The sequence below is a fragment of the Streptomyces sp. BB1-1-1 genome (genome assembly GCF_031597775.1).
Classification (GTDB): domain Bacteria; phylum Actinomycetota; class Actinomycetes; order Streptomycetales; family Streptomycetaceae; genus Streptomyces; species Streptomyces thinghirensis.
The window spans coordinates 6,862,320-6,883,225 of the sequence record NZ_CP134203.1; the positions used below are offsets into that span (position 1 = coordinate 6,862,320).

22 protein-coding genes are annotated in these 20,906 nt (G+C 73.8%); 15 read left to right on the forward strand and 7 right to left on the reverse strand.

Annotated elements, in window-relative coordinates; translation table 11 throughout:
- Positions 1-36 precede the first annotated feature (36 nt).
- Both RI578_RS31420 and RI578_RS31425 read left to right on the forward strand, forming a co-directional pair.
- A complete protein-coding gene (locus tag RI578_RS31420) occupies positions 37-606 on the forward strand; it encodes a helix-turn-helix domain-containing protein (protein ID WP_121746005.1) in 570 nt (189 codons plus the stop codon).
- A gap of 10 nt (positions 607-616) precedes the next feature.
- A complete protein-coding gene (locus RI578_RS31425) occupies positions 617-1,342 on the forward strand; it encodes a helical backbone metal receptor (protein ID WP_310874217.1) in 726 nt (241 codons plus the stop codon).
- Here RI578_RS31425 and RI578_RS31430 read toward each other — a convergent pair.
- On the reverse strand, positions 1,269-2,426 hold the full coding sequence (locus tag RI578_RS31430) for a TDT family transporter (protein ID WP_310874218.1): 1,158 nt from the start codon (positions 2,424-2,426) through the stop codon (positions 1,269-1,271). The genes RI578_RS31425 and RI578_RS31430 overlap by 74 nt on opposite strands.
- 70 nt (positions 2,427-2,496) lie before the next feature.
- Between RI578_RS31430 and RI578_RS31435 the strand changes: the two genes are divergently transcribed.
- Positions 2,497-3,447 (forward strand): LysR family transcriptional regulator, encoded by a 951-nt coding sequence (locus RI578_RS31435; RefSeq protein WP_383556841.1) that lies wholly within the window; start codon positions 2,497-2,499, stop codon positions 3,445-3,447.
- 46 nt (positions 3,448-3,493) lie between these two features.
- On the opposite strand, the gene RI578_RS31440 is transcribed toward RI578_RS31435, so the two are convergent.
- Complete coding sequence (locus RI578_RS31440; RefSeq protein ID WP_310874219.1) at positions 3,494-4,186, reverse strand: gamma-glutamyl-gamma-aminobutyrate hydrolase family protein; 693 nt, start codon at positions 4,184-4,186, stop codon at positions 3,494-3,496.
- A gap of 79 nt (positions 4,187-4,265) precedes the next feature.
- On the reverse strand, positions 4,266-5,000 hold the full coding sequence (locus RI578_RS31445; RefSeq protein ID WP_310874220.1) for an FCD domain-containing protein: 735 nt from the start codon (positions 4,998-5,000) through the stop codon (positions 4,266-4,268).
- A gap of 74 nt (positions 5,001-5,074) precedes the next feature.
- On the opposite strand from RI578_RS31445, the gene glnA4 reads away from it, so the two are divergent.
- From glnA4 to RI578_RS31465, 4 genes are read left to right on the forward strand one after another with little or no spacing between them, the layout of a single operon-like run.
- Positions 5,075-6,439 (forward strand): gamma-glutamylethanolamide synthetase GlnA4, encoded by a 1,365-nt coding sequence (gene glnA4, locus RI578_RS31450; RefSeq protein ID WP_310874221.1) that lies wholly within the window; start codon positions 5,075-5,077, stop codon positions 6,437-6,439.
- 16 nt (positions 6,440-6,455) lie between these two features.
- Positions 6,456-7,838: an aldehyde dehydrogenase family protein gene (locus RI578_RS31455; protein WP_399063221.1), complete on the forward strand. Its 1,383-nt coding sequence runs from the start codon at positions 6,456-6,458 to the stop codon at positions 7,836-7,838.
- A gap of 6 nt (positions 7,839-7,844) precedes the next feature.
- On the forward strand, positions 7,845-8,627 hold the full coding sequence (locus RI578_RS31460; protein ID WP_310874223.1) for a 3-oxoacyl-ACP reductase: 783 nt from the start codon (positions 7,845-7,847) through the stop codon (positions 8,625-8,627).
- 37 nt (positions 8,628-8,664) lie between these two features.
- Positions 8,665-9,639 (forward strand): DUF2510 domain-containing protein, encoded by a 975-nt coding sequence (locus RI578_RS31465; RefSeq protein ID WP_310875906.1) that lies wholly within the window; start codon positions 8,665-8,667, stop codon positions 9,637-9,639.
- Positions 9,640-9,685: 46 nt separating this feature from the next.
- On the opposite strand, the gene RI578_RS31470 is transcribed toward RI578_RS31465, so the two are convergent.
- Positions 9,686-10,888: an amino acid deaminase/aldolase gene (locus RI578_RS31470; RefSeq protein WP_310874224.1), complete on the reverse strand. Its 1,203-nt coding sequence runs from the start codon at positions 10,886-10,888 to the stop codon at positions 9,686-9,688.
- A 1,325-nt stretch (positions 10,889-12,213) separates the two neighbouring features.
- Here RI578_RS31470 and RI578_RS31475 point away from each other — a divergent pair.
- Both RI578_RS31475 and mycP read left to right on the forward strand, forming a co-directional pair.
- Entirely contained in the window at positions 12,214-13,026 is an 813-nt protein-coding gene (locus RI578_RS31475) for a hypothetical protein (protein ID WP_310875907.1), read from the forward strand.
- Between the two features lie 38 nt (positions 13,027-13,064).
- Positions 13,065-14,270 carry a type VII secretion-associated serine protease mycosin gene (mycP, locus tag RI578_RS31480; protein ID WP_310875908.1) on the forward strand — a complete coding sequence of 402 codons (1,206 nt, stop codon included), beginning with the start codon at positions 13,065-13,067 and terminating at the stop codon, positions 14,268-14,270.
- Here mycP and RI578_RS31485 read toward each other — a convergent pair.
- Both RI578_RS31485 and RI578_RS31490 read right to left on the reverse strand, forming a co-directional pair.
- Positions 14,255-15,145, reverse strand: coding sequence for a serine hydrolase (locus RI578_RS31485; RefSeq protein ID WP_310874225.1), 891 nt, complete (start codon positions 15,143-15,145; stop codon positions 14,255-14,257). The genes mycP and RI578_RS31485 overlap by 16 nt on opposite strands.
- Positions 15,123-15,569 carry a TIGR03618 family F420-dependent PPOX class oxidoreductase gene (locus RI578_RS31490; protein ID WP_310874226.1) on the reverse strand — a complete coding sequence of 149 codons (447 nt, stop codon included), beginning with the start codon at positions 15,567-15,569 and terminating at the stop codon, positions 15,123-15,125. The genes RI578_RS31485 and RI578_RS31490 overlap by 23 nt, the downstream gene beginning before the upstream one ends.
- A 91-nt stretch (positions 15,570-15,660) precedes the next feature.
- Here RI578_RS31490 and RI578_RS31495 point away from each other — a divergent pair, with 91 nt between their 5' ends.
- Positions 15,661-16,404, forward strand: coding sequence for an SseB family protein (locus tag RI578_RS31495; protein WP_310874227.1), 744 nt, complete (start codon positions 15,661-15,663; stop codon positions 16,402-16,404).
- On the opposite strand, the gene RI578_RS31500 is transcribed toward RI578_RS31495, so the two are convergent.
- The gene (locus tag RI578_RS31500; protein ID WP_310874228.1) at positions 16,395-16,751 is read right to left on the reverse strand and encodes a DUF1844 domain-containing protein; all 357 of its coding nucleotides are present in this window, start codon (positions 16,749-16,751) and stop codon (positions 16,395-16,397) included. The genes RI578_RS31495 and RI578_RS31500 overlap by 10 nt on opposite strands.
- A gap of 385 nt (positions 16,752-17,136) precedes the next feature.
- Between RI578_RS31500 and infC the strand changes: the two genes are divergently transcribed.
- The 5 genes from infC (at position 17,137) to RI578_RS31525 (ending at position 20,793) form a co-directional block, all read left to right on the forward strand.
- Positions 17,137-17,790: a translation initiation factor IF-3 gene (gene infC / locus RI578_RS31505; protein ID WP_307852135.1), complete on the forward strand. Its 654-nt coding sequence runs from the start codon at positions 17,137-17,139 to the stop codon at positions 17,788-17,790.
- A gap of 108 nt (positions 17,791-17,898) precedes the next feature.
- Positions 17,899-18,093 (forward strand): 50S ribosomal protein L35, encoded by a 195-nt coding sequence (gene rpmI, locus RI578_RS31510; RefSeq protein ID WP_003977225.1) that lies wholly within the window; start codon positions 17,899-17,901, stop codon positions 18,091-18,093.
- A 97-nt stretch (positions 18,094-18,190) separates the two neighbouring features.
- Positions 18,191-18,574, forward strand: a complete 384-nt coding sequence (gene rplT, locus RI578_RS31515; protein WP_003977226.1) for a 50S ribosomal protein L20 — start codon at positions 18,191-18,193, stop codon at positions 18,572-18,574.
- Between the two features lie 180 nt (positions 18,575-18,754).
- A complete protein-coding gene (locus RI578_RS31520; RefSeq protein WP_310874229.1) occupies positions 18,755-19,603 on the forward strand; it encodes an RNA methyltransferase in 849 nt (282 codons plus the stop codon).
- A 50-nt stretch (positions 19,604-19,653) separates the two neighbouring features.
- Positions 19,654-20,793, forward strand: a complete 1,140-nt coding sequence (locus tag RI578_RS31525) for an ATP-binding protein (protein ID WP_310874230.1) — start codon at positions 19,654-19,656, stop codon at positions 20,791-20,793.
- The last annotated feature ends 113 nt before the right edge of the window (positions 20,794-20,906 follow it).

Here is a 20,906-nt window from a genome sequence, read left to right on the forward strand (position 1 = left end):
GCGGTACCGCGACGGGTGAAGGAGGGAGCCGGAGCGATGGGCGACCACAAAGATCAGCACCTTCGGGTGGGCGCGGCCGTGCGGCGGCGGCGCCGGGCCCTCGAACTCACCCTCGCCGTCGTGTCCGAGCGCAGCGGCCTGTCCGTGCCCTTCCTGAGCCAGATCGAGAACGACCGGGCGCGGCCCAGCCAGAGTTCCCTGGAGAAGGTGGCCGACGCCCTGCGCACCACCGCCGTGGAACTGCTCGCCGCCGCCGACCCCGCGTGCAGCGTCGACGTCGTCCGGGCCGAGGACCCCGATCCCGAGCTGGCGCCCAAGGTGCGCTCGCTGGTGCGCGGACACCACCAGATGCACGCCTCCGAGTTCACCGGCGACCACGACGCGGGCCGGGAACTGCAGTACCGCAACGACCAGTTGATGTTCGTCACCGAGGGCGCCGTGGAGATCGAGGCCGAGGGCCGGGCCTACCGGCTGGGCCGCGGCGACACGCTTTACCTCACCGGCGGGGTGCGGCACCGGTGGCGGGCCACGGTGCCCGACACCCGGTTGATCGTGGTCGCCGTCGCCGAGCACATCGAGGCGGTCCGGGAAGGGCCCCGCCGGTGAGGACGCGCCGGTGAGGGTGGTCTCCCTGGTGCCGTCGCTGACCGAGGCGGTGGCCCGCACGGTTCCCGGTGCCCTCGTGGGCGCCACCGACTGGTGCACGCACCCGGCCGGCCTCGACGTCGCACGCGTCGGCGGCACGAAGAACCCGGACACCGAGCGGATCGTCGCCCTCGCCCCCGACCTGGTGGTCGCCAACGAGGAGGAGAACCGCGCCCCCGACCTGGACGCCCTGCGCGCCGCGGGCGTCGAGGTGCTGGTGACCGACGTGCGCACGGTGCCGCAGGCGTTCACCGAGCTGGACCGGGTCCTGACCGCCTGCGGCGCGCCGTCCCGGCCCCGGTGGCTGGACGCCGCGGAGACGGCCTGGTCGGATCTGCCGTCCCCGCCCCCTGAGCAGCGTCGTACGGCCGTGGTACCGATCTGGCGCAGGCCATGGATGGTGCTGGGGCGCGACACCTTCGCGGGCGACGTGCTCGCCCGCCTCGGCGTCGACCACCTGTACGCCGGTCACGCCGAGCGGTACCCGAAGGTTCCGGTCGAGGAACTGCGGGCGGCCCGCCCGGAGGTCGTGGTCCTGCCCGACGAGCCGTACCGCTTCACCGCCGCCGACGGCCCGGAGGCCTTCCCGGGCCTGCCCTGCGCCCTCGTCGACGGGCGGTACCTCACGTGGTACGGGCCGTCGCTGGCCGAGGCGCCCCGGGCGCTGGGCGCGGCCCTGCGAGCAGCGCGCCGCTGACCACACCGCGCGCGGTGTGCACGGCGGCGACGGCCCAGGCGGCGACGAGGCCGGCGTACAGGACGACGGTGAGCCCGTCGTAGACGGCGAGCCCCGTGTGCCGGGCCAGCGCCTCCGCCCCGGTGACACAGGTGCCCACCGGGAAGGTGAACGACCACCACGTCATCGAGAAGCCCATGCCCTCCCGGCGGGCCCGCACGACGTGCGCGGCGGCGAGACACAGCCACATCAGCGCGAAGCCCATCACCGGCACGCCGTACAGGACGGCGAGCACCCCGAAGCCCTCGGCGTACGGACCCGGAACGACTCCCGGGGCCACGTCCGCGAACTTCCCCACGGCGGTGGTCGACTGCCCGAGGGGTCCCAGCACCAGGAACAGCGACGGGGTGAGAGCGAGCGGCAGCGGGCCGCCGGTCAGCAGCCGGCCGAAGATCACCGGCAGGGTCACCAGGGTCGCGAGCAGACTCACCCCGAACATCGCGACACAGGCGAGCAGCAGCGTTTCCCGGGGCTGCCCCGGCGGGAGATGCGGCACCAGCAGCGGCCCGACGGCCGCGGACACCATCGGCGCGACGAGCGGCAGCAGCCACACGGGACTGGCCTGTCCCGGCTCTATCCGGTGGCGTACGGCCATCAGGTACGGCACGGCCACCGCCGCCGCGAGCCCGATGACCGTACCGGTGGTGAACAGCACGGTGTCCAGGGCGACCGCGGCGGAGGTGCCGAGCCAGTCCCGCCCGACGGTCAGGGCGCCGCCGCCCACGGCCAGCAGAGCCATCGCCAGGCACCCGTAGAAGGGAGCCGCCGCCGGGTCGAGCAGATGGGCGCGGGCCTGGTCGCGGTGGTGGAGCCAGTGCAGGGACCGGGCCACCAGCAGGACCACCAGCAGGACGAGGGACAGCGCCCAGACCGTGGTGCAGACGGCGCGCAGTCCGGGCCCCCGCCAGGGGAGCGCGGCTCCCGCGGTACCGACGATGGCGGTGCCCATGACGCAGGCGTACCAGTTGGGCCCGAGGTGACGGACGGCCGGGACACGCCGGTTCGGGACGGCGGGAGGGGACAGGGGCTGGGCTGCGGTGACCATGCGTCCACGGTCTCGATGACAGAAGGCCCTGACCAGGGACCATGGCTCTATGAGGGCATAAGCTGGGGTTATGAGCAGCAGTACGGGCGGTACGGAGGGCGGGCAGGACACACCGGGGCGGCACGTGGCGGGCTCGCTGGCGCACCGGGTACCGGATCTCGGGGCGATGGAGCTGCTGCTGGCGGTGGCGCGCCTGGGCAGCCTCGGCGGGGCGGCGCGCGAGCTGGGCATCACACAGCCGGCCGCCAGCAGCCGCATCCGCTCGATGGAACGCCAGCTGGGCGTCGCCCTGGTGGACCGTTCGCCGCGAGGTTCCCGGCTCACCGACGCCGGCGCGCTGGTCACGGACTGGGCGCGCCGCATCGTAGAGGCGGCCGAGGCCTTCGACGCGGGCGCGCAGGCGCTGCGGGACCGGCGGGACTCGCGGCTGCGGGTGGCGGCGAGCATGACGATCGCCGAGTACCTGCTGCCGGGCTGGCTGGTCGCGCTGCGCACCCAGTTGCCGGACACGGCGGTGTCGCTGCTCGCCGGGAACTCGACGGCGGTGGCGGAGCGCCTGCTGGCCGGCGAGGCCGACCTGGGTTTCGTGGAGGGAGTGAGCGTCCCGGCGGGCCTCGACTCGGCCGTCATCGCCCGTGACCGGCTGATCGTCGTGACCGCACCGGGCCACCCGTGGGCCCGACGCCGGCGCCCGCTCGCGGGGGCGGAACTGGCGGCGACCCCGCTGATCCTGCGGGAGAAGGGCTCGGGCACCCGGCAGGTCCTGGACGCGGCCCTGGGCGGGCTGGCCCGCCCCCTGATCGAGCTGTCGTCGACCACCGCGGTGAAGGCGGCGGCCGTGAGCGGCGCCGGCCCGTCCGTCCTCAGCGAACTCGCCGTCGGCGAGGAACTCACCACCCGGCGCCTGGTGAGCGTGCCCGTGGCGGACGTCGCCCTGGCCCGCGACCTACGAGCGGTATGGCCCACGGGCCACCGCCCGACGGGCCCGGCCCGGCAACTGCTGTCGCTGACACGGGCGTAGGCCCGGCGGCGGGGCGCTGGGCGGGGCCCGCCCCCGGGGCGGCGGGTCAGACCGGCCCCGACGCCTCCACCAGCGCCCGCATCACCCGTACGTCCTCGCCCATCTCCGGATGCCACTGCACGCCGAGGACCCAGCCCGGCCCGGACGGCAGCTCCAGGGCCTCCACGGTGCCGTCCGCCGCGTGGGCCGACGCGGTGAGGCCCGCGCCGATCCGGTCCACCGCCTGGTGGTGGTACGTCGGCACGAACATCTCCTCGGGTACGACGGAGGCGTACAGCGTCCCCGGCACCGGCTTGACCGGGTGCCCGCCGAAGACGCCCACCACCTCGGCGTGGCCCTCGATGTGCTGGACGAGGGTTCCGCCCAGGGCGACGTTGAGCAGCTGCATGCCACGGCAGACGCCCAGCAGCGGGACGCCCGCGGCCAGGGCCGCCTCGATGAGCGCCAGCTCCCAGGTGTCCCGGGCCCGGGCGGGCGGGCCGGTGCGCGGGCCGGGTTCGGCGCCGTAGCGGACCGGCTCCACGTCCGGGCCGCCCGCGATCACCAGCCCGTCGAGGCGGGCGACGGTGGCCGCGGCGTGCTCCGGCGCGTCCGGCGGCAGCATCGCGGCCAGTCCGCCCGCCCGCTGCACGAGCCGCGGATACCCGGCCGGCAACAGCGCCGCCTCCAGCTCCCACACACCCCAGCGCGCCCCGGACTCCAGGTACGTGCTGACGCCGATCAGCGGCCTGCCCGCCATCCGACCTCCAGACAATGGATCGTCCTCATACCTTTGTACCTTCGTACCTTTGCCGGGGAACGCCCACACGGCAAGACGCTCACGCCAGGAACCCGCGCAGCAGCGCCGCCGTGCCCGCGCAGTGCTCCCGCGCGATCTCCCGCGCCCCGTCCGCGTCCCCGTCGAGCACGGCCGCCACGAGGGCGGTGTGCTGGCGCTGGGAGTGTTCCAGGTTGCGCACCAGCAGCGGGATGCAGTCCAGCAGGTCGTTCAGGGTCGACCGGACGGCCGCGTACTGCGCGGCCAGGGCCGGGGAGCCGCACAGTTCGGCGAGGGTGAGGTGCAGCATCGTGTCCAGCCGCCGGTACTCCGCCAGCGGCGCGTCCCGCGTGCCGGCCAGCGCCTCGCGCAGCCGCGCCGCCCGCGCGTCCGTCAGCCCGTGCGCCGCGCACAGCCCGGCCGCCCCCACCTCCAGCACCTCCCGGAAGCGCAGCACGTCCTCGATGTCGGTCCCGGCGACCCGGCGCCGCAGCTCGTCCTCGCCGCCCGCGTCCGCCCGCGGCAGCACGAACGTTCCGCCGTACCGGCCGCGCCGGGCCTCCACCAGCCCCTGGTCCTGGAGCACCCTCAGCACCTCGCGCAGCGTCACCCGGCTGATCCCCAGCCGCTCCGCCAGCTCCCGCTCGGCCGGCAGCCGCTCGCCCCCCGACACCAGACCCAGCCTGACGATCTGGAGGATCTGCTCCAGTGCCTCCTCGAAGCCGTTCCCGGCCCGCACCGCCCGCAGCACCGGTGCGAGCCGGTCCGTCACGCTCCCGCCGGTTTCCTCCGGCATGCGGCCGCGCCCCCTTCCCAAGCAATGGTTCCCGGCAATACCTTATGGCTCCCGGCCAGAAGGAGGCTCTCCCCGTGGCAGACCGCACACCCCCGCTCGGGGTCGAGGAACTGCACGCCCTCGTCGCCGCCGGTGACATCGACACCGTCGTCCTGGCCTTCCCCGACATGCAGGGCCGCCTCCAGGGCAAGCGGTTCGCCGCCCGCTTCTTCCTCGACGAGGTCCTCCGGCACGGCACCGAGGGCTGCAACTACCTCCTCGCCGTCGACGCCGACATGAACACCGTCGACGGGTACGCGATGTCCTCCTGGGACCGCGGCTACGGCGACTTCGCCATGCACGCCGACATGGCCACCCTGCGCCGCCTGCCGTGGAACGAGGGCACCGCGATGGTCGTCGCCGACCTCGCCTGGGAGGACGGCTCCCCGGTGCTCGCCGCGCCCCGCCAGATCCTGCGCCGCCAACTGGAGCGCCTCGCCGGGCACGGCTGGACCGCGCAGGCCGGCACCGAGCTGGAGTTCATCGTCTTCCGGGACACCTACGAACAGGCCTGGGACGCCGACTACCGCGGCCTGACCCCGGCCAACCAGTACAACATCGACTACTCCGTGCTCGGCACCGGCCGCATCGAGCCCCTGCTGCGGCGCATCCGCAACGAGATGGCCGGCGCCGGCCTCACCGTCGAGTCCGCCAAGGGCGAGTGCAACCCCGGCCAGCACGAGATCGTCTTCCGCTACGACGAGGCCCTGGTCACCTGCGACCAGCACGCGGTCTACAAGACCGGTGCCAAGGAGATCGCGGCCCAGGAGGGCATGTCCCTCACCTTCATGGCCAAGTACAACGAGCGCGAGGGCAACTCCTGCCACATCCACCTCTCCCTCACCGACGCCGACGGCAACAGCGCCATGGCCGGCGAGGGGGAGGGCGGCATGTCCGAGACCATGCGGCACTTCCTCGCCGGACAGTTGGTGGCGCTGCGCGAGTTCTCCCTCCTCCACGCCCCCCACATCAACTCCTACAAGCGGTTCCAGCCGGGCTCCTTCGCCCCGACCGCCGTCGCCTGGGGCCACGACAACCGCACCTGCGCCCTGCGCGTCGTCGGCCACGGCCGCTCGCTCCGCTTCGAGAACCGGCTCCCCGGCGGCGACGTCAATCCGTACCTCGCGGTGGCCGGCATGGTCGCGGCCGGACTGCACGGCGTCGAACAGCGGCTGGAACTGCCCGAACCCTGCACCGGCAACGCCTACACCGCCGACTACGAACACGTCCCCACCACCCTGCGCGAGGCCGCCGAGCTGTGGGAGAACAGCGCCCTCGCCAAGGCCGCCTTCGGGGACGAGGTCGTCGCCCACTACCGCAACATGGCGCGCGTCGAACTGGACGCCTACGACGCCGCCGTCACGGACTGGGAGCTGCGCCGCTCCTTCGAACGCATGTGAGGCCCCGTTGTCCGACCTGCCCGACCTGCTACGTGTACTGAACCCCGCCACCGAAGAGGTCCTCGCCACCGTCCCCGCCGCCTCCGTGGCCGACGTCGACGCCGCCGTCGTACGGGCCGCGCGGGCGCAGACGGCCTGGGCCGCCCTCGCCCCCGGCGACCGCGCCCGGCTGCTGCGCCGCTTCGCCACCGCGGTCGACGAGCACCTGGAGGAACTGGCCCGGCTGGAGGTCCGGGAGGCCGGGCACACCATCGGCAACGCCCGCTGGGAGGCCGGCAACGTCCGCGACCTGCTCGACTACGCCGCCGGGGGAGTGGAGCGGCTCACCGGACGGCAGATCCCGGTCCCCGGCGGCCTGGACGTGACGATTCTCGAACCGCTCGGTGTCGTCGGCGTCATCGCGCCCTGGAACTTCCCGATGCCGATCGCCGCCTGGGGCACCGCGCCGGCGCTGGCGGCGGGCAACGCGGTCCTCCTCAAGCCCGCCGAGACGACCCCGCTGACCGCGCTGCGCCTGGCCGAACTCGCCCTGGCGGCCGGGCTCCCCGAGGGCCTGTTCCAGGTGCTGCCCGGTCGCGGGCCGGTCGCGGGCGACGCGCTCGTCGAACATCCGGGCGTGGCGAAGGTCGTCTTCACCGGGTCGACGGCCGTGGGCCGGCAGGTGGCGGCCAAGGGCGCGGCGCTCCTCAAGCCCGTCACCCTCGAACTGGGCGGCAAGAGCCCCAACATCGTCTTCGCCGACGCGGACATCGAGGCAGCCGCGGCCGCCACGCCCATGTCCTTCCTCGACAACTCCGGCCAGGACTGCTGCGCCCGCACCCGCATCCTCGTCCAGCGCACGGTGTACGACCGCTTCCTCGCCCTCCTCGCCCCCGCGATCGAGTCCGTCCTCGTCGGCGACCCGGCCGACGAGCGCACCGACATGGGCCCGCTGATCTCCCGCGCCCAGCTGGACCGCGTCCGCTCCCACGTCCCCGCCGACGCCGACGCCATCCGCGGCAAGGCCCCCGAGGGCGGCCCCGGCTTCTGGTTCCCGCCCACCGTCCTCACCGGCGTCGGCGCGCACGCGCGCGTGGCCGTCGAGGAGGTCTTCGGGCCCGTCGCCGTCGTCCTGCCCTTCGAGGACGAGGCCGACGCCGTCCGCCTGGCCAACGCCACCGACTACGGACTGTCCGGGTCGGTGTGGACCCGGGACGTCGGCCGCGCCCTGCGCGTGTCGAGCGCGGTGCGCGCGGGGAACCTGTCCGTCAACTCCCACGCCAGCGTCCGCTACTGGACGCCGTTCGGCGGGTTCAAGCAGTCCGGCCTCGGCCGCGAACTCGGCCCGGACGCGCTGACCGCCTTCACCGAGACCAAGAACGTCTTCATCAGCAACGTCTCGTCGAGCACGGAGGCCTAGCCACTCATGACCGAGGACATCATCTGCCGCCGTCTGGTCGGCCGTACCGCCGTCGTCACCGGGGCGGGCAGCGGCATCGGCCTCGCCGCCTCCCGCCGGCTCGCCTCCGAGGGCGCGCACGTGGTCTGCGGCGACGTGGACGAGACCCGGGGCAAGGCGGCGGCCGAGGAGATCGGCGGCACCTTCGTGAAGGTCGACGTCACCGACCCCGAGCAGGTCGAGGCGCTGTTCGGGACGGCGTACGACACCTACGGCAGCGTCGACGTCGCGTTCAACAACGCCGGTATCTCGCCGCCCGACGACGACTCCATCCTGGAGACGGGGCTGGAGGCGTGGAAGCGCGTCCAGGAGGTCAACCTCACCTCCGTCTACCTGTGCTGCAAGGCCGCCATCCCCTACATGCGGCGGCAGGGCAGGGGGTCCGTCATCAACACCGCGTCCTTCGTGGCCCGGATGGGCGCGGCCACCTCGCAGATCTCGTACACGGCGTCCAAGGGCGGCGTCCTCGCCATGTCCCGGGAACTGGGCGTGCAGTTCGCGCGGGAGGGCATCCGGGTCAACGCCCTCTGCCCCGGCCCGGTCAACACCCCGCTCCTCCAGGAACTGTTCGCCAAGGACCCGGAGCGGGCCGCGCGCCGCCTCGTCCACATCCCGCTCGGGCGGTTCGCCGAGGCCGAGGAGATCGCCGCGGCCGTCGCGTTCCTGGCCAGCGACGACTCCTCCTTCGTGAACGCCACCGACTTCCTGGTGGACGGCGGGATCTCCGGGGCGTACGTCACACCGCTGTAGATCGCCCCGGGCGGCGTCCTACAGTGCCGGAATGAGCATGACGCCGCCACCCGGCTGGTATCCCGATCCGTCGGCCCCGCACCAGGAACGCTGGTGGGACGGCACGGCCTGGACGGAGCACCGTCGCGCACCCGAGACCACCGGGTTCGGCGCGGCCCCGCCCCCGCCCTCGCAGCAGCAGCCGATGCAATACCAGCCGATGCAACACCAGCAGCCGGCGCCCCAGCAGCAGCCCGTGCCCGGGCGCGGAAAGGCCGTCGCCCTCACCACCGCGGCGGCCGTGCTGGTCGCGGCGATCGTCACCGGGGTGTTCGTCCTCGGGGAGGACGACGGCGGCCCCGCGGCGCAGGCCCCGCCGACCACCGCGACGTCCACCGGCCCGGAACCGGTCACCGCGACGCCGACCCCCTCGCCGACGCCCTCCGAACCCTCCGCCGACGACCCGGCCGTGGTCGAGGACCAGCTCAACGGCATCACCTTCCCGCTGCCGACCGGCTGGGTGCTGCCCGAGTACGTCACCGAGGACGACGTCATGATGACCACGGACGGCACCTACGACTGCCCCGGCGACGGCGGCGTGTGCCGGCACGGTCTCGTCATCTCCCGCACCGTCACCGCGAACGCCGAGTCCTCCCCGAAGGCCCTCGCCCAGCAGGACATCGAGGACGCGGCCGACGACGCCTACGACCGCGACCTGATCGGCAACAAGCCCTTCGGCGGCATCGAGTCCCACGAGGAGGTCGCCTCCGGGCAGGTCGCGGTCGCCGGACGCGCCGGGTACTACGTGCGCTGGCGGGTGAAGACGGCCAAGGGCCCCGGCGGCTACGTGCAGTCGCTGGTCTTCCCCTCCACCGTCGGCACCGAGTCCCCGATCCTCGTCCGCTACGTCTTCGACGCCGGCGAGGACGGACCGCCGCTCGACGACATGGACCGGATCACCAAGGGCATCCGCCCCGTCGGCGACGCGGACACGGGCGGCGGCGTGGGCAGCGGCATCGGCCCGTCGAGCTGACCGCAAGTACGGGGCTACTGGGCTACGGGGCTGCGGAGTTACGGGGCTACAGGAATGTGTGTCCCTCGCCCCGGTACGTCGGCACCGTCGCCGTCACCGCGTCCCCCTCCACCAGGTGCAGCGCGTCGAACCGCTCGCACAGCTCCCCGGCCTTGGCGTGCCGGAACCACACCTTGTCGCCGATGAGCAGGTCGTCGGCGGGCGAGCCGAGCAGCGGCGTCTGCACCTCACCGGCGCCCTCCTGGGGGTCGTAGCGCAGGCCCTCGGGCAGGTACGGCACCGGCAGCCGGTCGGCGCCGGGCGCACCGGAGGCCGGGTAGCCGCCGCCGAGGACGGCCACGGCCCCGACCCCCGGCCGCCGTACGACGGGCTGGGCGAACAGCGCCGCCGGACGGCCCCGGAACGACGTGTAGTTGTCGAACAGCCGCGGCACGTACAGTCCGGACCCGGCGGCGATCTCCGTCACCGCGTCCTCCGCGGCGGTGTGCTGCACGCTGCCCGTGCCGCCGCCGTTGACGAACTCCAGGCCGGGCACCACGGCCCGCACCGCACGCACGACCGCGGCCCGCCGCTCGGCGAGTTCCCGGCGGGCGGCGGCCTGCATCAGCCGCACCGCCCGCGACCGCAGCGGCCGGCCGGCCACCGCGTCCCCCACCCCGGCGACATGACCCTCGTACGCCATGAGCCCCACGACCTCGAACCCCGGCCGGCGGGCCACCGCGCGGGCCAGGTCGGCGACCTCGGCGGGGGAGTGCAGCGGGGAGCGCCGGGCCCCGACCCGCACCCGCCCCCCGAACAGCTTCAGCGAGGTGTCCAACTCCAGGCAGACCCGCACGACTTCACGGCCGCCTTCGCGGGCGGCGTCGATGAGGTCGAGCTGCGCCGGGTCGTCGATCATCACGGTCACGGCGGAGGCGAGCTTGGGGTCGGCGGTCAGCTCGGCGTACCGGGCGCGGTCCGCCGACGGATAGGCGAGGAGCACGTCCTCGAAACCGGAGCGCGCCAGCCACAGGGACTCGGCCAGCGTGAACGACATGACGCCCGCGAAACCGTCCCTCGCCAGGGCGCGTTCGAGCAGCGCACGGCAGCGTACGGACTTGCTGGCGACCCGGATCGGCTTGCCGCCCGCCCGGCGGACCAGGTCGTCCGCGTTGGCGTCGAAGGCCTCCAGATCCACGATCGCCACGGGGGCGTCCAGATGGGCGGTGGCCCGGTCGTAACGGGCCCGGTCGGCGGCGCGCGCAGTCATGGACGCAGCCTGCCAGACAGGATTACCGCAGGGTAGGGGGACGTTCCGGGCCAATGCCACGGGCGCGTGGACTGGTTCCCCGCCGGGCGGGGTCACGCCGTAGAGTGACGCGCACGCACGGCCCGACGGCCCGGGCGGCAGGGCCCGAGGTCCGCGCCGGGATGGCGGTCGACCCGTGCGGGTATGCGTGCCCGGGACGGATCGGTCCGCGCCGGGCCGGGGCGGGAGACCACATCACCGGCCCGCGTCGAGCAACGGCCCGGGCCCGAGGAAGAGGAAACGGGGGGCGCATGAGCACGGAAGCACGCCGCGCCTCCGTCCCCCCGCGCCCCGAGACCCAGCCCCACCCCGGCACGCCGCCTCACCCGGGCACGCCGCCCAACCAGGGCACGCAGCCCGAGCCGGACACGCCGCCCCATCAGGGCACGCCGCCCCATCAGGGCACGCCGTCCCGTCAGGGCACGCCGTCCCGTCAGGGCACGCCGTCCCGTCAGGGCACGCCGTCCCGTCAGGGCACTCCGCCCCACCAGGGCACTCCGCCCCGCCCCGGCACGCCGCCTCGCTCGGAGGCACCGCCCCGCCCCGGCACGCCGCCCCATCAGGGCACGCCGCCCCACCCGCACACTCACCCCCGCCCTGGCACCCCGCCTCGCCCGGCACAGGCGCCGGCGGCGCGCGGCAGCGACGCGAACGTCCCGCACTCCGCCTCCCACCGGGGCACCGACGCGACCGCGGCACCGGAGGGCGGCAGCGCCCCGGGACGGCGTACGACGATGGGGCGAGGCCGGGCGGACGGAACCGCCTCCTCGGGCGACGGCCGGGACTCCGGCCCCTCCACGCCGGGCAGGGACGGCGCCCCCGAGGCCCCCGGCCCCGGTGACGGTGCCCGGCCCCGGTACCCGCGCTTCCGGCTCGCCGATTCCCGAGGCACCGACCCCGCGCCCCCGCCACCCCGCGCCTCCGCCCGCTTCCCCGACGTCCCGCCGAACGTCGGCCGGGAGACCCCGGGCGGGAGCGGGGCCCCCGAGGCGCCGTTCCGCCGTCCCGCAGTCCCCGCGGAGACCCCGTCGGAGACGACCACACGCCTGCGCCCGATCCCGGCAGAACCGGAGTCGGCACCGGCACCGGACGTCCGAGCCGCACCCGCACCCACTCCGGGACCGGAAGCCGCAGCGGAACCCGCGGTCCGAGCGGACCCGCATCCGCGACGACGACCGGAACCCACCCCGCCCGCCGACCCGACGGCCCCGTCTCCGAGCGCCGCCACCCCCGACCCGGCCTTCTCCTGGAGCACGCCGCCGGCGCCCGGCGACGGGCGGCCGCGGGTGTCGTTCGGGGAGCCCGAGGGCTACGACGAACTCGCCCGGCCGCGTCCGCTCGGCGGACGGCTGCGGCCCCAGGCCGTCGCCGCGGCCGTCTGTCTCGTGCTCGGGATGGGACTCGTCACCGGTGCCGTCACCGGCAGCTGGCTGGCCGGGGACTCCGGGGACGGTGGCGCCCGCGGCGCGTTCGCCGAGGCCGGGGAGCTGTGGCACAGCGTGCCGGTCGACCAGCTGTTCCCGGCCACCGTGCGGGGACAGGGCGCGGGCCCCGGCGGCGCCGACCGCATCTGGACGCGGGTCGCCGTGGCCCCGGACAGCGACTGCGAGGGTGCCTTCGACCCGCTGCTGGCCAAGGTCCTCGACCCGATCGGCTGCCGGCGCCTGCTGCGCGCCACCTACACCGACGCCACCCAGAGCTACGTCACCACCGTCGGCCTGCTCTTCGCCAAGGCCGACGCCGCCGCCATGACCTCGCTGGCGGGCCGGTTCGAGAAGGAGGAGCTGGGCCGCCGGGAGGACCTCATGCCGCTGCCGTACGCCGCGAAGGACACCGTCGCCGCGGGCTTCGGCGCGCCGCAGCGTGCCTCGTGGACCGTCTCCGTCCTCACCGACGCCCCCGTCGTCGTCTACGCCGTGTCCGGCTGGGCCGACGCCCGCACCGTCGACGAGCCGGAGCCCGCCGAGGAGGCCATGGAGTCCGACGCCACGTCGGCCCCCGCCCAGGCCGGCCTCGGCCACGAGGCGCAGGGCCTCGCCGACCGCGTCGAACGCGCCCTGCGCAAGAACGTCGGCCCGGCCACGGAGCGCCCGTCGTGAACCCCGTCAGCAGCGCCGTGAACCCCGCCGGCACCGTCGTGAACCCCGTCAGCCCCGTCGCGAACACCGCCCGGACCCGCACCCGCAGGACAGGCGCCCTCAGCCTCCTCCTCGCCGCCGCCCTCGTCCTCGTCCCGGCGCCCGCCGCGCACGCCGACGGCATCCGCGCCCAGCAGTGGGCGCTGGGCGCCATGCACACCCAGGAGGCGTGGGGGACCACCAAGGGCGCCGGCGTCACCGTCGCCGTCCTGGACACCGGCGTCGAGGCCGACCACCCCGACCTGGTCGGCAACGTCCTCACCGGCAAGGACCTGGTCGGCTTCGGCGCGAGCGAGGGCGACCGCGCCTGGGCCCGGCACGGCACCGCCATGGCCGGGATCATCGCCGGGCACGGCCACGGCGCCGGCAACGCCGACGGCGTCATGGGCATCGCCCCCGAGGCGAAGATCCTGCCCCTGCGCGTGATCCTGGAGGACGGCGACCCCTCCCGCGCCAAGGCCCGCAAGACCCGCGGCAACGCCCTCGCCGAGGGCATCCGCTGGGCCGCCGACCACGGCGCCGACATCATCAACCTCTCCCTCGGCGACGACTCGGCCTCCGCCCACCCCGAACCCGCCGAGGACGAGGCCATCCAGTACGCCCTGAAGAAGGGTGTGGTCGTCGTCGCCTCGGCCGGCAACGGCGGCGAGAAGGGCGACCACATCTCCTACCCGGCCGCCTATCCCGGGGTCATCGCCGCGACCGCCGTCGACCGCTACGGCACCCGCGCCTCCTTCTCCACCCGCCGCTGGTACGCCACGGTCAGCGCCCCCGGCGTCGACGTGATCATCGCCGACCCCGACCACCGGTACTACGAGGGCTGGGGCACCAGCGCCGCCTCCGCTTTCGTCTCCGGCGCCGCCGCCCTCGTGAAGTCGGCCCACCCGGACCTCACCCCGGCCCAGGTCAAGTCCCTGCTGGAGGACACGGCCCGCAACGCCCCCGCCGAGGGCCGCGACGACTCACGCGGCTACGGCTTCGTAGACCCCGCCGCCGCCATCGAGGCGGCCGGACGGCTGAAGCCGGAAGGGCTGAAGTCGGCGGCGTACGGCGAGAAGTATTTCGGCTCCGGCCCCGACGCCCCGGCCTCCGACGACGACACCTCGGCCTGGGCCGCCCCCCTGGCCGGCGGCGCGGGCGGCGTCATGATCGTCGCGGCCGTCGTCCTGTGGCGGGGCCGCCGGGGACGCTACGACGACTTCTGACTCGGGCCGGCGTCGTCGGCCGTGCCGCCCTCCCCGCGGAACACGGACACCGCCGCACGTGCGGCCGCCTCAGTGAGCGAGATCCCCTCCGCCAGCGTCGCGCTGCCCCGCGACACCACCGCTACCAGGCGGTCGTGGCCACGCGAAGTGACCCACCCGATGCTGTTGACCACCCACAGTCCAGTGGTGCTGCGCCGCAGCCAGCCGTTCTTCAGCGCCCACCCGGACCCCTCGACACCGCTGCCACCGTCGGCCGCCGCCGACACGCCCCACCGCTGTCCGTCGGCGATCCGGCCCATCAGCCCCCGTACATACGCCCGTGACGCCTCGCTCAGCTTCGAGCCGTCCGCCACGAACACCTGCCGCAGCAGCGCGACCTGGTCGGCGGCCGTGGTCCGGGTCAGCCCCCACAGCGGGCCGTCGCCGCCCGAGGTCACCGTCAGGCCGAAGCGCTCGTTCGCCGCGTCGAGCCCGTCCGCCGCCCCGATCGCCCGCCACAGCGCCGACGCCGAGTCGTTGTCACTGTCCTCGATCATGGCGACGGCGTACGACTGCTCGGCCGCGGTCAGCGCACGCCCCGCGTCCTGTGCCTGGAGCAGCAGCGCCGCCAGGATGTCGACCTTGACGATGCTCGCCGTCTCGAAGACACCCGTGCCGTACGAGGCGCTCTCGCCGGAGTCCGCGTCGAGCACCGCCACGGACACCTCGACGCCGTCCGCCACCGTCACCGACGCCATGGCCGAGGTCAGCAGCGCGTCACGGTCCACGACCGGCCCGACCGTCTCCACCGATGCCTCCCCGCCCGAGGGTGTCGAGGCCGAATCGTTCGCGCGCGGCTCGGCCGAAGGTCGCTCAGGAAGCGGGCACCGGACCACCGGGACGGAACCGCTCCACCCCCACGATGTGCCGCACCTTCACCGGGCGCACGACCACCGCGATCCGCTGCTCGCCCGGCATGATCCACTCGAAGCGCTCGCTGCCCAGGTACTTGCGGGCCAGCCGGTCCATCCGGTCGTGCGCCTCCTGGCCCTCGACGAAGCGGGACACGACACCGCTGATCTGTACCCGGTCGAAGGGGTCGGTGGCGTCGGCGTGCGAGAGGTAGACACGGGGGTCGCGGCGCAGGTTCTCCTCCTTCACCCGGCCCACCGAGGTGTTGAACGTCAGCTCGTTCTCACCCTCCAGGTCCACCCACATGGGGCTGACCTGCGGCGCTCCGTCGGCGAACACGGTGCCGACGTACCAGATGTGGGGAGCCCGGAGTCGAGCGCGGACGGCGTCGTCAAAGGTCGCGGTCATCCGGCGAGGCTACCAACCATGATCGTCGTCCCCGCCGGGCAGGGGAGCCCTGCGGCAGGCGGTCCGCCCCCCTCGACTAGGGTCGGGAACCGTGGCCGACAAGAACATCCCCGACTCCGCCTTCTCCGACGACGACGGCTCCGCCGACCCCCGGCTGAGCGCCGCGCTCGCCGCCTGGGCCGAGGACCGCTCCGCCCTGGCGCCCGTGCTGGAGGCGCTCAAGGGCGCCCGGCTGCTGGTGCCCGTCGTGGCCGTACTCGGCGAGGTGGAGGAGGACGAGAACGGGCTGCGCCGCGAGAAGACCAGCGACATGGCCGTTCCGACGCTGAAGGCCGGCGGTCGCACCGCCCTGCCCGCGTTCACGTCCACGGACTCGCTCGCCCGCTGGGACTCAGGGGCCCGCCCCGTCGCCGTACCGGTGCACCAGGCGTTGCAGGCCGCCGCGCACGAGAAGGCGGACACGGTCGTACTGGACCTCGCCGGTCCGGTGCCGTTCGAGCTGACCGGAGCGGCGCTGCTGGCGCTGGCCGAGGGCCGTACGACGACCGACCCGCTCGCCGATCCCGCGGTGGCCGAGGCCGCCCGCGCAGCCGTGGCCGCCGAGCCCGCCGTGCTCCGGGCGTACCTCGGGCCGGGCCGGGCCGACGGCACCCTGGCGCTGCTCCTGGACCCCGACGCCGACCCGGCGCAGGCCGCCCGCGCGGTCGCCGAGCGCCTCGCCGCCGACGAAACACTGAGGGCCCGCCTGGTGCGGGGCCTCGACCTGGCACTGCTGCCGGCCGGGGCCACGCCGCCGGGCGAGCCCTTGTACGTGAGGGAACAGGGTCAGCCGTAGATCGGTCCCGTGTACTTCTCGCCCGGTCCCTGGCCCGGCTCGTCCGGGACGAGCGAGGCCTCGCGGAAGGCCAGCTGGAGCGACTTCAGGCCGTCGCGCAGCGGAGCCGCGTGGAAGGAGCTGATCTCGGTCGCGGTCGCGTCGAGCAGACCGGCCAGCGCGTGCACCAGCTTGCGGGCCTCGTCCAGGTCCTTGTGCGCTTCGCCCTCCTCGGTCAGGCCCAGCTTCACGGCGGCGGCGCTCATCAGGTTGACGGCGACCGTCACGATCACCTCGACCGCGGGAACCTCGGCGATGTCGCGGGTCATGGCATCGAAGTCGGGCGTCTCAGGAGGGGTGTCACTCATGCCGCACACGATAGGCGCAGGGCGGTGGGCGGCCCCACTCGGTCTCGGTTAGCCCTTCCCCTGCCGAGCTGCTAACCTTGTGTAACGACCGGTCGGACACGTACGCCCCACGGCGGCGGGCCCGGCCCACAAGTGGAGGCTTCGAACTCCCACCTGGCCGTCCCACGGACGGCGGGTCACCGGTCAGGCGGTCCCGTCCCAGCGGCGGCGACCGGCCCGAAATCGCGCCCCGCGGCCATCGCGACGGTGCTCCGGTAGTAGTTCGAGGAGCCCCGCCTGTGATCGTCCGGGGCATTTTTGTTGCGCCGGCGCGGTTAGGTCTATCGAACACAGACGTTACGCGGCTGTCCGCCAGACCGTCGCGTGGTGCTACCGAGGAGGATCCATCAGCGCCGAGCCCCGCATCAACGACCGGATTCGCGTTCCCGAGGTGCGACTTGTCGGTCCCAGCGGCGAGCAGGTCGGGATTGTCCCGCTTGCCAAGGCCCTGGAGCTTGCGCAGGAGTACGACCTCGATCTCGTCGAGGTCGCGGCGAACGCCCGTCCGCCCGTGTGCAAGCTCATGGACTACGGGAAGTTCAAGTACGAGTCGGCCATGAAGGCACGTGAGGCGCGCAAGAACCAGGCGCACACGGTCATCAAGGAGATGAAGCTCCGGCCGAAGATCGACCCGCACGACTATGACACCAAGAAGGGTCACGTCGTTCGGTTCCTCAAGCAGGGCGACAAGGTCAAGATCACGATCATGTTCCGTGGTCGCGAGCAGTCCCGGCCGGAGCTCGGCTACCGACTGCTGCAGCGTCTCGCGGAGGACGTGGCCGACCTCGGGTTCGTGGAGTCGAACCCGAAGCAGGACGGCCGAAACATGATCATGGTTCTCGGTCCGCACAAGAAGAAGACCGAGGCGATGGCCGAGGCTCGCCAGGCGCAGGAAGCCCGCAAGGCGGACGCGAAGGCCAACCCCGGCAAGTCGCAGAACGCCGCGGAGTCCGACGAGGTGGACGCCGAGGCTCAGGCCGAGGCACCCGCCGAGGCGTGATCCCGGGGGACGCCAGTCCCCAGGACGTAACCGATACAAGCGACGCTCCACCGTGCCCGGTTTCACGACCGGGCATCGGAGCGCCACCGACGAGGAGAGAACGGCGCTATGCCGAAGAACAAGTCGCACAGCGGTGCCAGCAAGCGCTTCAAGATCACCGGCTCCGGCAAGGTGCTCCGCGAGCGCGCCGGCAAGCGCCACCTGCTCGAGCACAAGTCGTCCCGTGTGACGCGTCGCCTCACCGGCAACGCCGAGATGGCCCCGGGCGACGCCGCGAAGATCAAGAAGCTTCTCGGCAAGTGACGTACGGGCGCCACTGAGCGTCGTACGGCAGGACCGGGACCCAATCGATACCGGGCCGCGTGAGGACCACCGCGGCCCCGCTACAAGGAGTTAACAAGTGGCACGCGTCAAGCGGGCAGTCAACGCCCACAAGAAGCGCCGGGCGATCCTCGAGCAGGCCTCCGGCTACCGCGGTCAGCGTTCGCGTCTGTACCGCAAGGCCAAGGAGCAGGTCACCCACTCGCTGGTCTACAACTACAACGACCGCAAGAAGCGCAAGGGTGACTTCCGCCAGCTGTGGATCCAGCGCATCAACGCCGCTGCCCGCGCCAACGGCATCACGTACAACCGCTTCATCCAGGGCCTGAAGGCCGCCAACGTCGAGGTCGACCGCAAGATCCTCGCCGAGCTGGCCGTCAACGACCCGAACGCGTTCGCCGCGCTCGTCGAGGTCGCCCAGAAGGCGCTGCCGAGCGACGTCAACGCGCCGAAGGCGGCGTGACGCTGCGCTGGCCTTGAGCCGACGTGACAGGACCCGCAGGTTTGAAGCCTGCGGGTCCTGTTGTTGCCGTCTGCCGCTGTGGTTTTCGGCTGCGGGTCCGTTGTGGCTGGTCGCGCAGTTCCCCGCGCCCCTAGGGGCGCGTTGCAGTCCGCGTCGATTCAGATGTGAAGGTGAGCAAGAGTGCGTCCCGTCAGCCCCGAGCTGATCTCTCCCCGTTCCCCCAGGGTCCTCGCCGCCCGGCGGCTGGCGAAGCGGAACTTTCGGGGTAAGGAGCGGCTGTTCCTGGCCGAGGGGCCGCAGGCCGTGCGGGAGGCCGCGGGGTACGGAGACACGCTCGTCGAGGTGTTCGCCACCGTCGAGGCCGCCGAGCGCTACGCCGACATCATCGGCGCGGCCCGCGAAGCCGGTGTCCGAGTCCACCTCGCCGCCGAGCAGGTGATCGAGGACATCTCCACCACCGTCACCCCGCAGGGCCTGGTCGGGGTGTGCCGGTTCCTGGACACCCCCTTCGACGAGATCCTCGCCGCCCGCCCGGCGCTCGTCGCCGTCCTCGCCAACGTCCGCGACCCCGGCAACGCCGGTACCGTGCTGCGTTGCGCCGACGCCGCCGGCGCCGAGGCCGTCGTACTCACCGACGCCTCCGTCGACCTGTACAACCCCAAGGCCGTACGCGCCTCCGTCGGCTCCCTCTTCCACCTCCCCGTCGCCGTCGGCGTCCCCGTCGAACGAGCCGTCGCCGGTCTCAGGGACACCGGGGTCCGCGTCCTCGCCGCCGACGGCGCGGGCGAGCACGACCTCGACGCCGAACTGGACACCGGCACCATGGGCGGCCCCACGGCCTGGGTGTTCGGCAACGAGGCCTGGGGGCTCCCGGAGGAGACCCGCGCCCTCGCCGACGCCGTCCTGCGCGTTCCGATCCACGGGAAGGCCGAGAGTCTGAACCTCGCCACCGCCGCCGCCGTATGTCTCTACGCGTCGGCGCGTGCACAGCGCGCCGCCGGAGGGTGCCGCTCCGTCACCGAGAGCTAGTAGGGTGACCAGCTCAAGGCCCCTGCGCGGTTGAGAGGTGGGGTACGGGGATGAGCGTCGGCACGAGCAGCGCACCGGGTGCACGGGAGGCGCCGCGTCCGCCCGCGCCCCGCACACCCGGCGATCTCGCCGACCTCGGCATCGACCCCGACCAGCTGCCCGACGGCCTCGTCGTCGCGGACGAGCGGGGCCGGGTCATCTGCTTCAACGCGGCCGCCGCCCGCATCAGCGCCGTCCCCGCCGCCGAAGCACTCGGCGAGCGGCTGGAGAAGGCGCTTCCCCTGGAGGACCTCGAGGGCAGGCGCTGGTGGCAGCTGACCGACCCCTACGGCGGACTCGCCATCCGCGTCCGCCAGCCCGAGCGGAACCTCCTGCTCCCCGGCGGACGGGAGGTCCTCGTCTCCGCCCGCTACGTCCGCACCCGGCCCACCGGCCCCCTCCACCGCGTCGTCGTCACCCTGCGCGACACCGAGGCCCGCCGCCGCACCGAACGCAGCCACGCCGAGCTGATCGCCACCGTCGCCCACGAACTGCGCTCGCCGCTCACCTCCGTCAAGGGCTTCACGGCCACGCTGCTGGCCAAGTGGGAGCGGTTCACCGACGACCAGAAGCGGCTGATGCTGGAGACCGTCGACGCCGACGCCGACCGGGTCACCCGGCTCATCGCCGAGCTGCTGGACATCTCGCGGATCGACTCGGGCCGGCTGGAGGTCCGCCGCCAGCCCGTGGACATCGGCGCCGCCGTCGGCCGCCACATCCAGGCGTACGTCGCCGCCGGCCAGGAGGCCGACCGCTTCCTGCTCCGCCTCGCGCAGCCGCTGCCCGACCTGTGGGCCGACCCCGACAAGGTCGACCAGGTCCTGAGCAACCTGCTGGAAAACGCCGTGCGCCACGGCGAGGGAACCGTCACCATTGACGTCACGCCCACGGCGTCCCCCCGCGAAGGGGAGGACACCGGCACGTCGGTCACGGTGAGCGACGAAGGGGCCGGCATCCCGGAGGAGTCCATGAACCGCGTCTTCACCCGCTTCTGGCGGGGCAGCAAGCGCGGCGGCACCGGTCTCGGGCTGTACATCGTCAAGGGCATCGTCGAAGCCCACGGCGGCACCATCACCGTCGGCCGCGCCCCCGGCGGCGGCGCCGAGTTCCGATTTACGTTGCCCGTGGCGGCCCCGGCCTACCTGGCCTGAGCACCGCGGGCGCATCCGCCTCCCGCCACCCCGTTAGACTCGGCCTTTGGCACCTTTGTGTCCCGCAGGCGGAGACGCGTCGACGCGGAAGCTTCGTCCACGAGCCGGTGACG

What these genes read in the sequence shown, in the direction of transcription:
- RI578_RS31490 (WP_310874226.1), bottom strand. Translation starts at nt 15,569, where the DNA reads ATGACCGCGACCTTTGACGACGCCGTCCGCGCTCGACTCCGGGCTCCC.
- RI578_RS31445 (WP_310874220.1), bottom strand. Translation starts at nt 5,000, where the DNA reads ATGCCGGAGGAAACCGGCGGGAGCGTGACGGACCGGCTCGCACCGGTG.
- RI578_RS31460 (WP_310874223.1), top strand. Translation starts at nt 7,845, where the DNA reads ATGACCGAGGACATCATCTGCCGCCGTCTGGTCGGCCGTACCGCCGTC.
- RI578_RS31500 (WP_310874228.1), bottom strand. Translation starts at nt 16,751, where the DNA reads ATGAGTGACACCCCTCCTGAGACGCCCGACTTCGATGCCATGACCCGC.
- RI578_RS31420 (WP_121746005.1), top strand. Translation starts at nt 37, where the DNA reads ATGGGCGACCACAAAGATCAGCACCTTCGGGTGGGCGCGGCCGTGCGG.
- RI578_RS31430 (WP_310874218.1), bottom strand. Translation starts at nt 2,426, where the DNA reads ATGGTCACCGCAGCCCAGCCCCTGTCCCCTCCCGCCGTCCCGAACCGG.
- RI578_RS31525 (WP_310874230.1), top strand. Translation starts at nt 19,654, where the DNA reads ATGAGCGTCGGCACGAGCAGCGCACCGGGTGCACGGGAGGCGCCGCGT.
- RI578_RS31435 (WP_383556841.1), top strand. Translation starts at nt 2,497, where the DNA reads ATGAGCAGCAGTACGGGCGGTACGGAGGGCGGGCAGGACACACCGGGG.
- rpmI (WP_003977225.1), top strand. Translation starts at nt 17,899, where the DNA reads ATGCCGAAGAACAAGTCGCACAGCGGTGCCAGCAAGCGCTTCAAGATC.
- RI578_RS31465 (WP_310875906.1), top strand. Translation starts at nt 8,665, where the DNA reads ATGACGCCGCCACCCGGCTGGTATCCCGATCCGTCGGCCCCGCACCAG.
- RI578_RS31440 (WP_310874219.1), bottom strand. Translation starts at nt 4,186, where the DNA reads ATGGCGGGCAGGCCGCTGATCGGCGTCAGCACGTACCTGGAGTCCGGG.
- RI578_RS31470 (WP_310874224.1), bottom strand. Translation starts at nt 10,888, where the DNA reads ATGACTGCGCGCGCCGCCGACCGGGCCCGTTACGACCGGGCCACCGCC.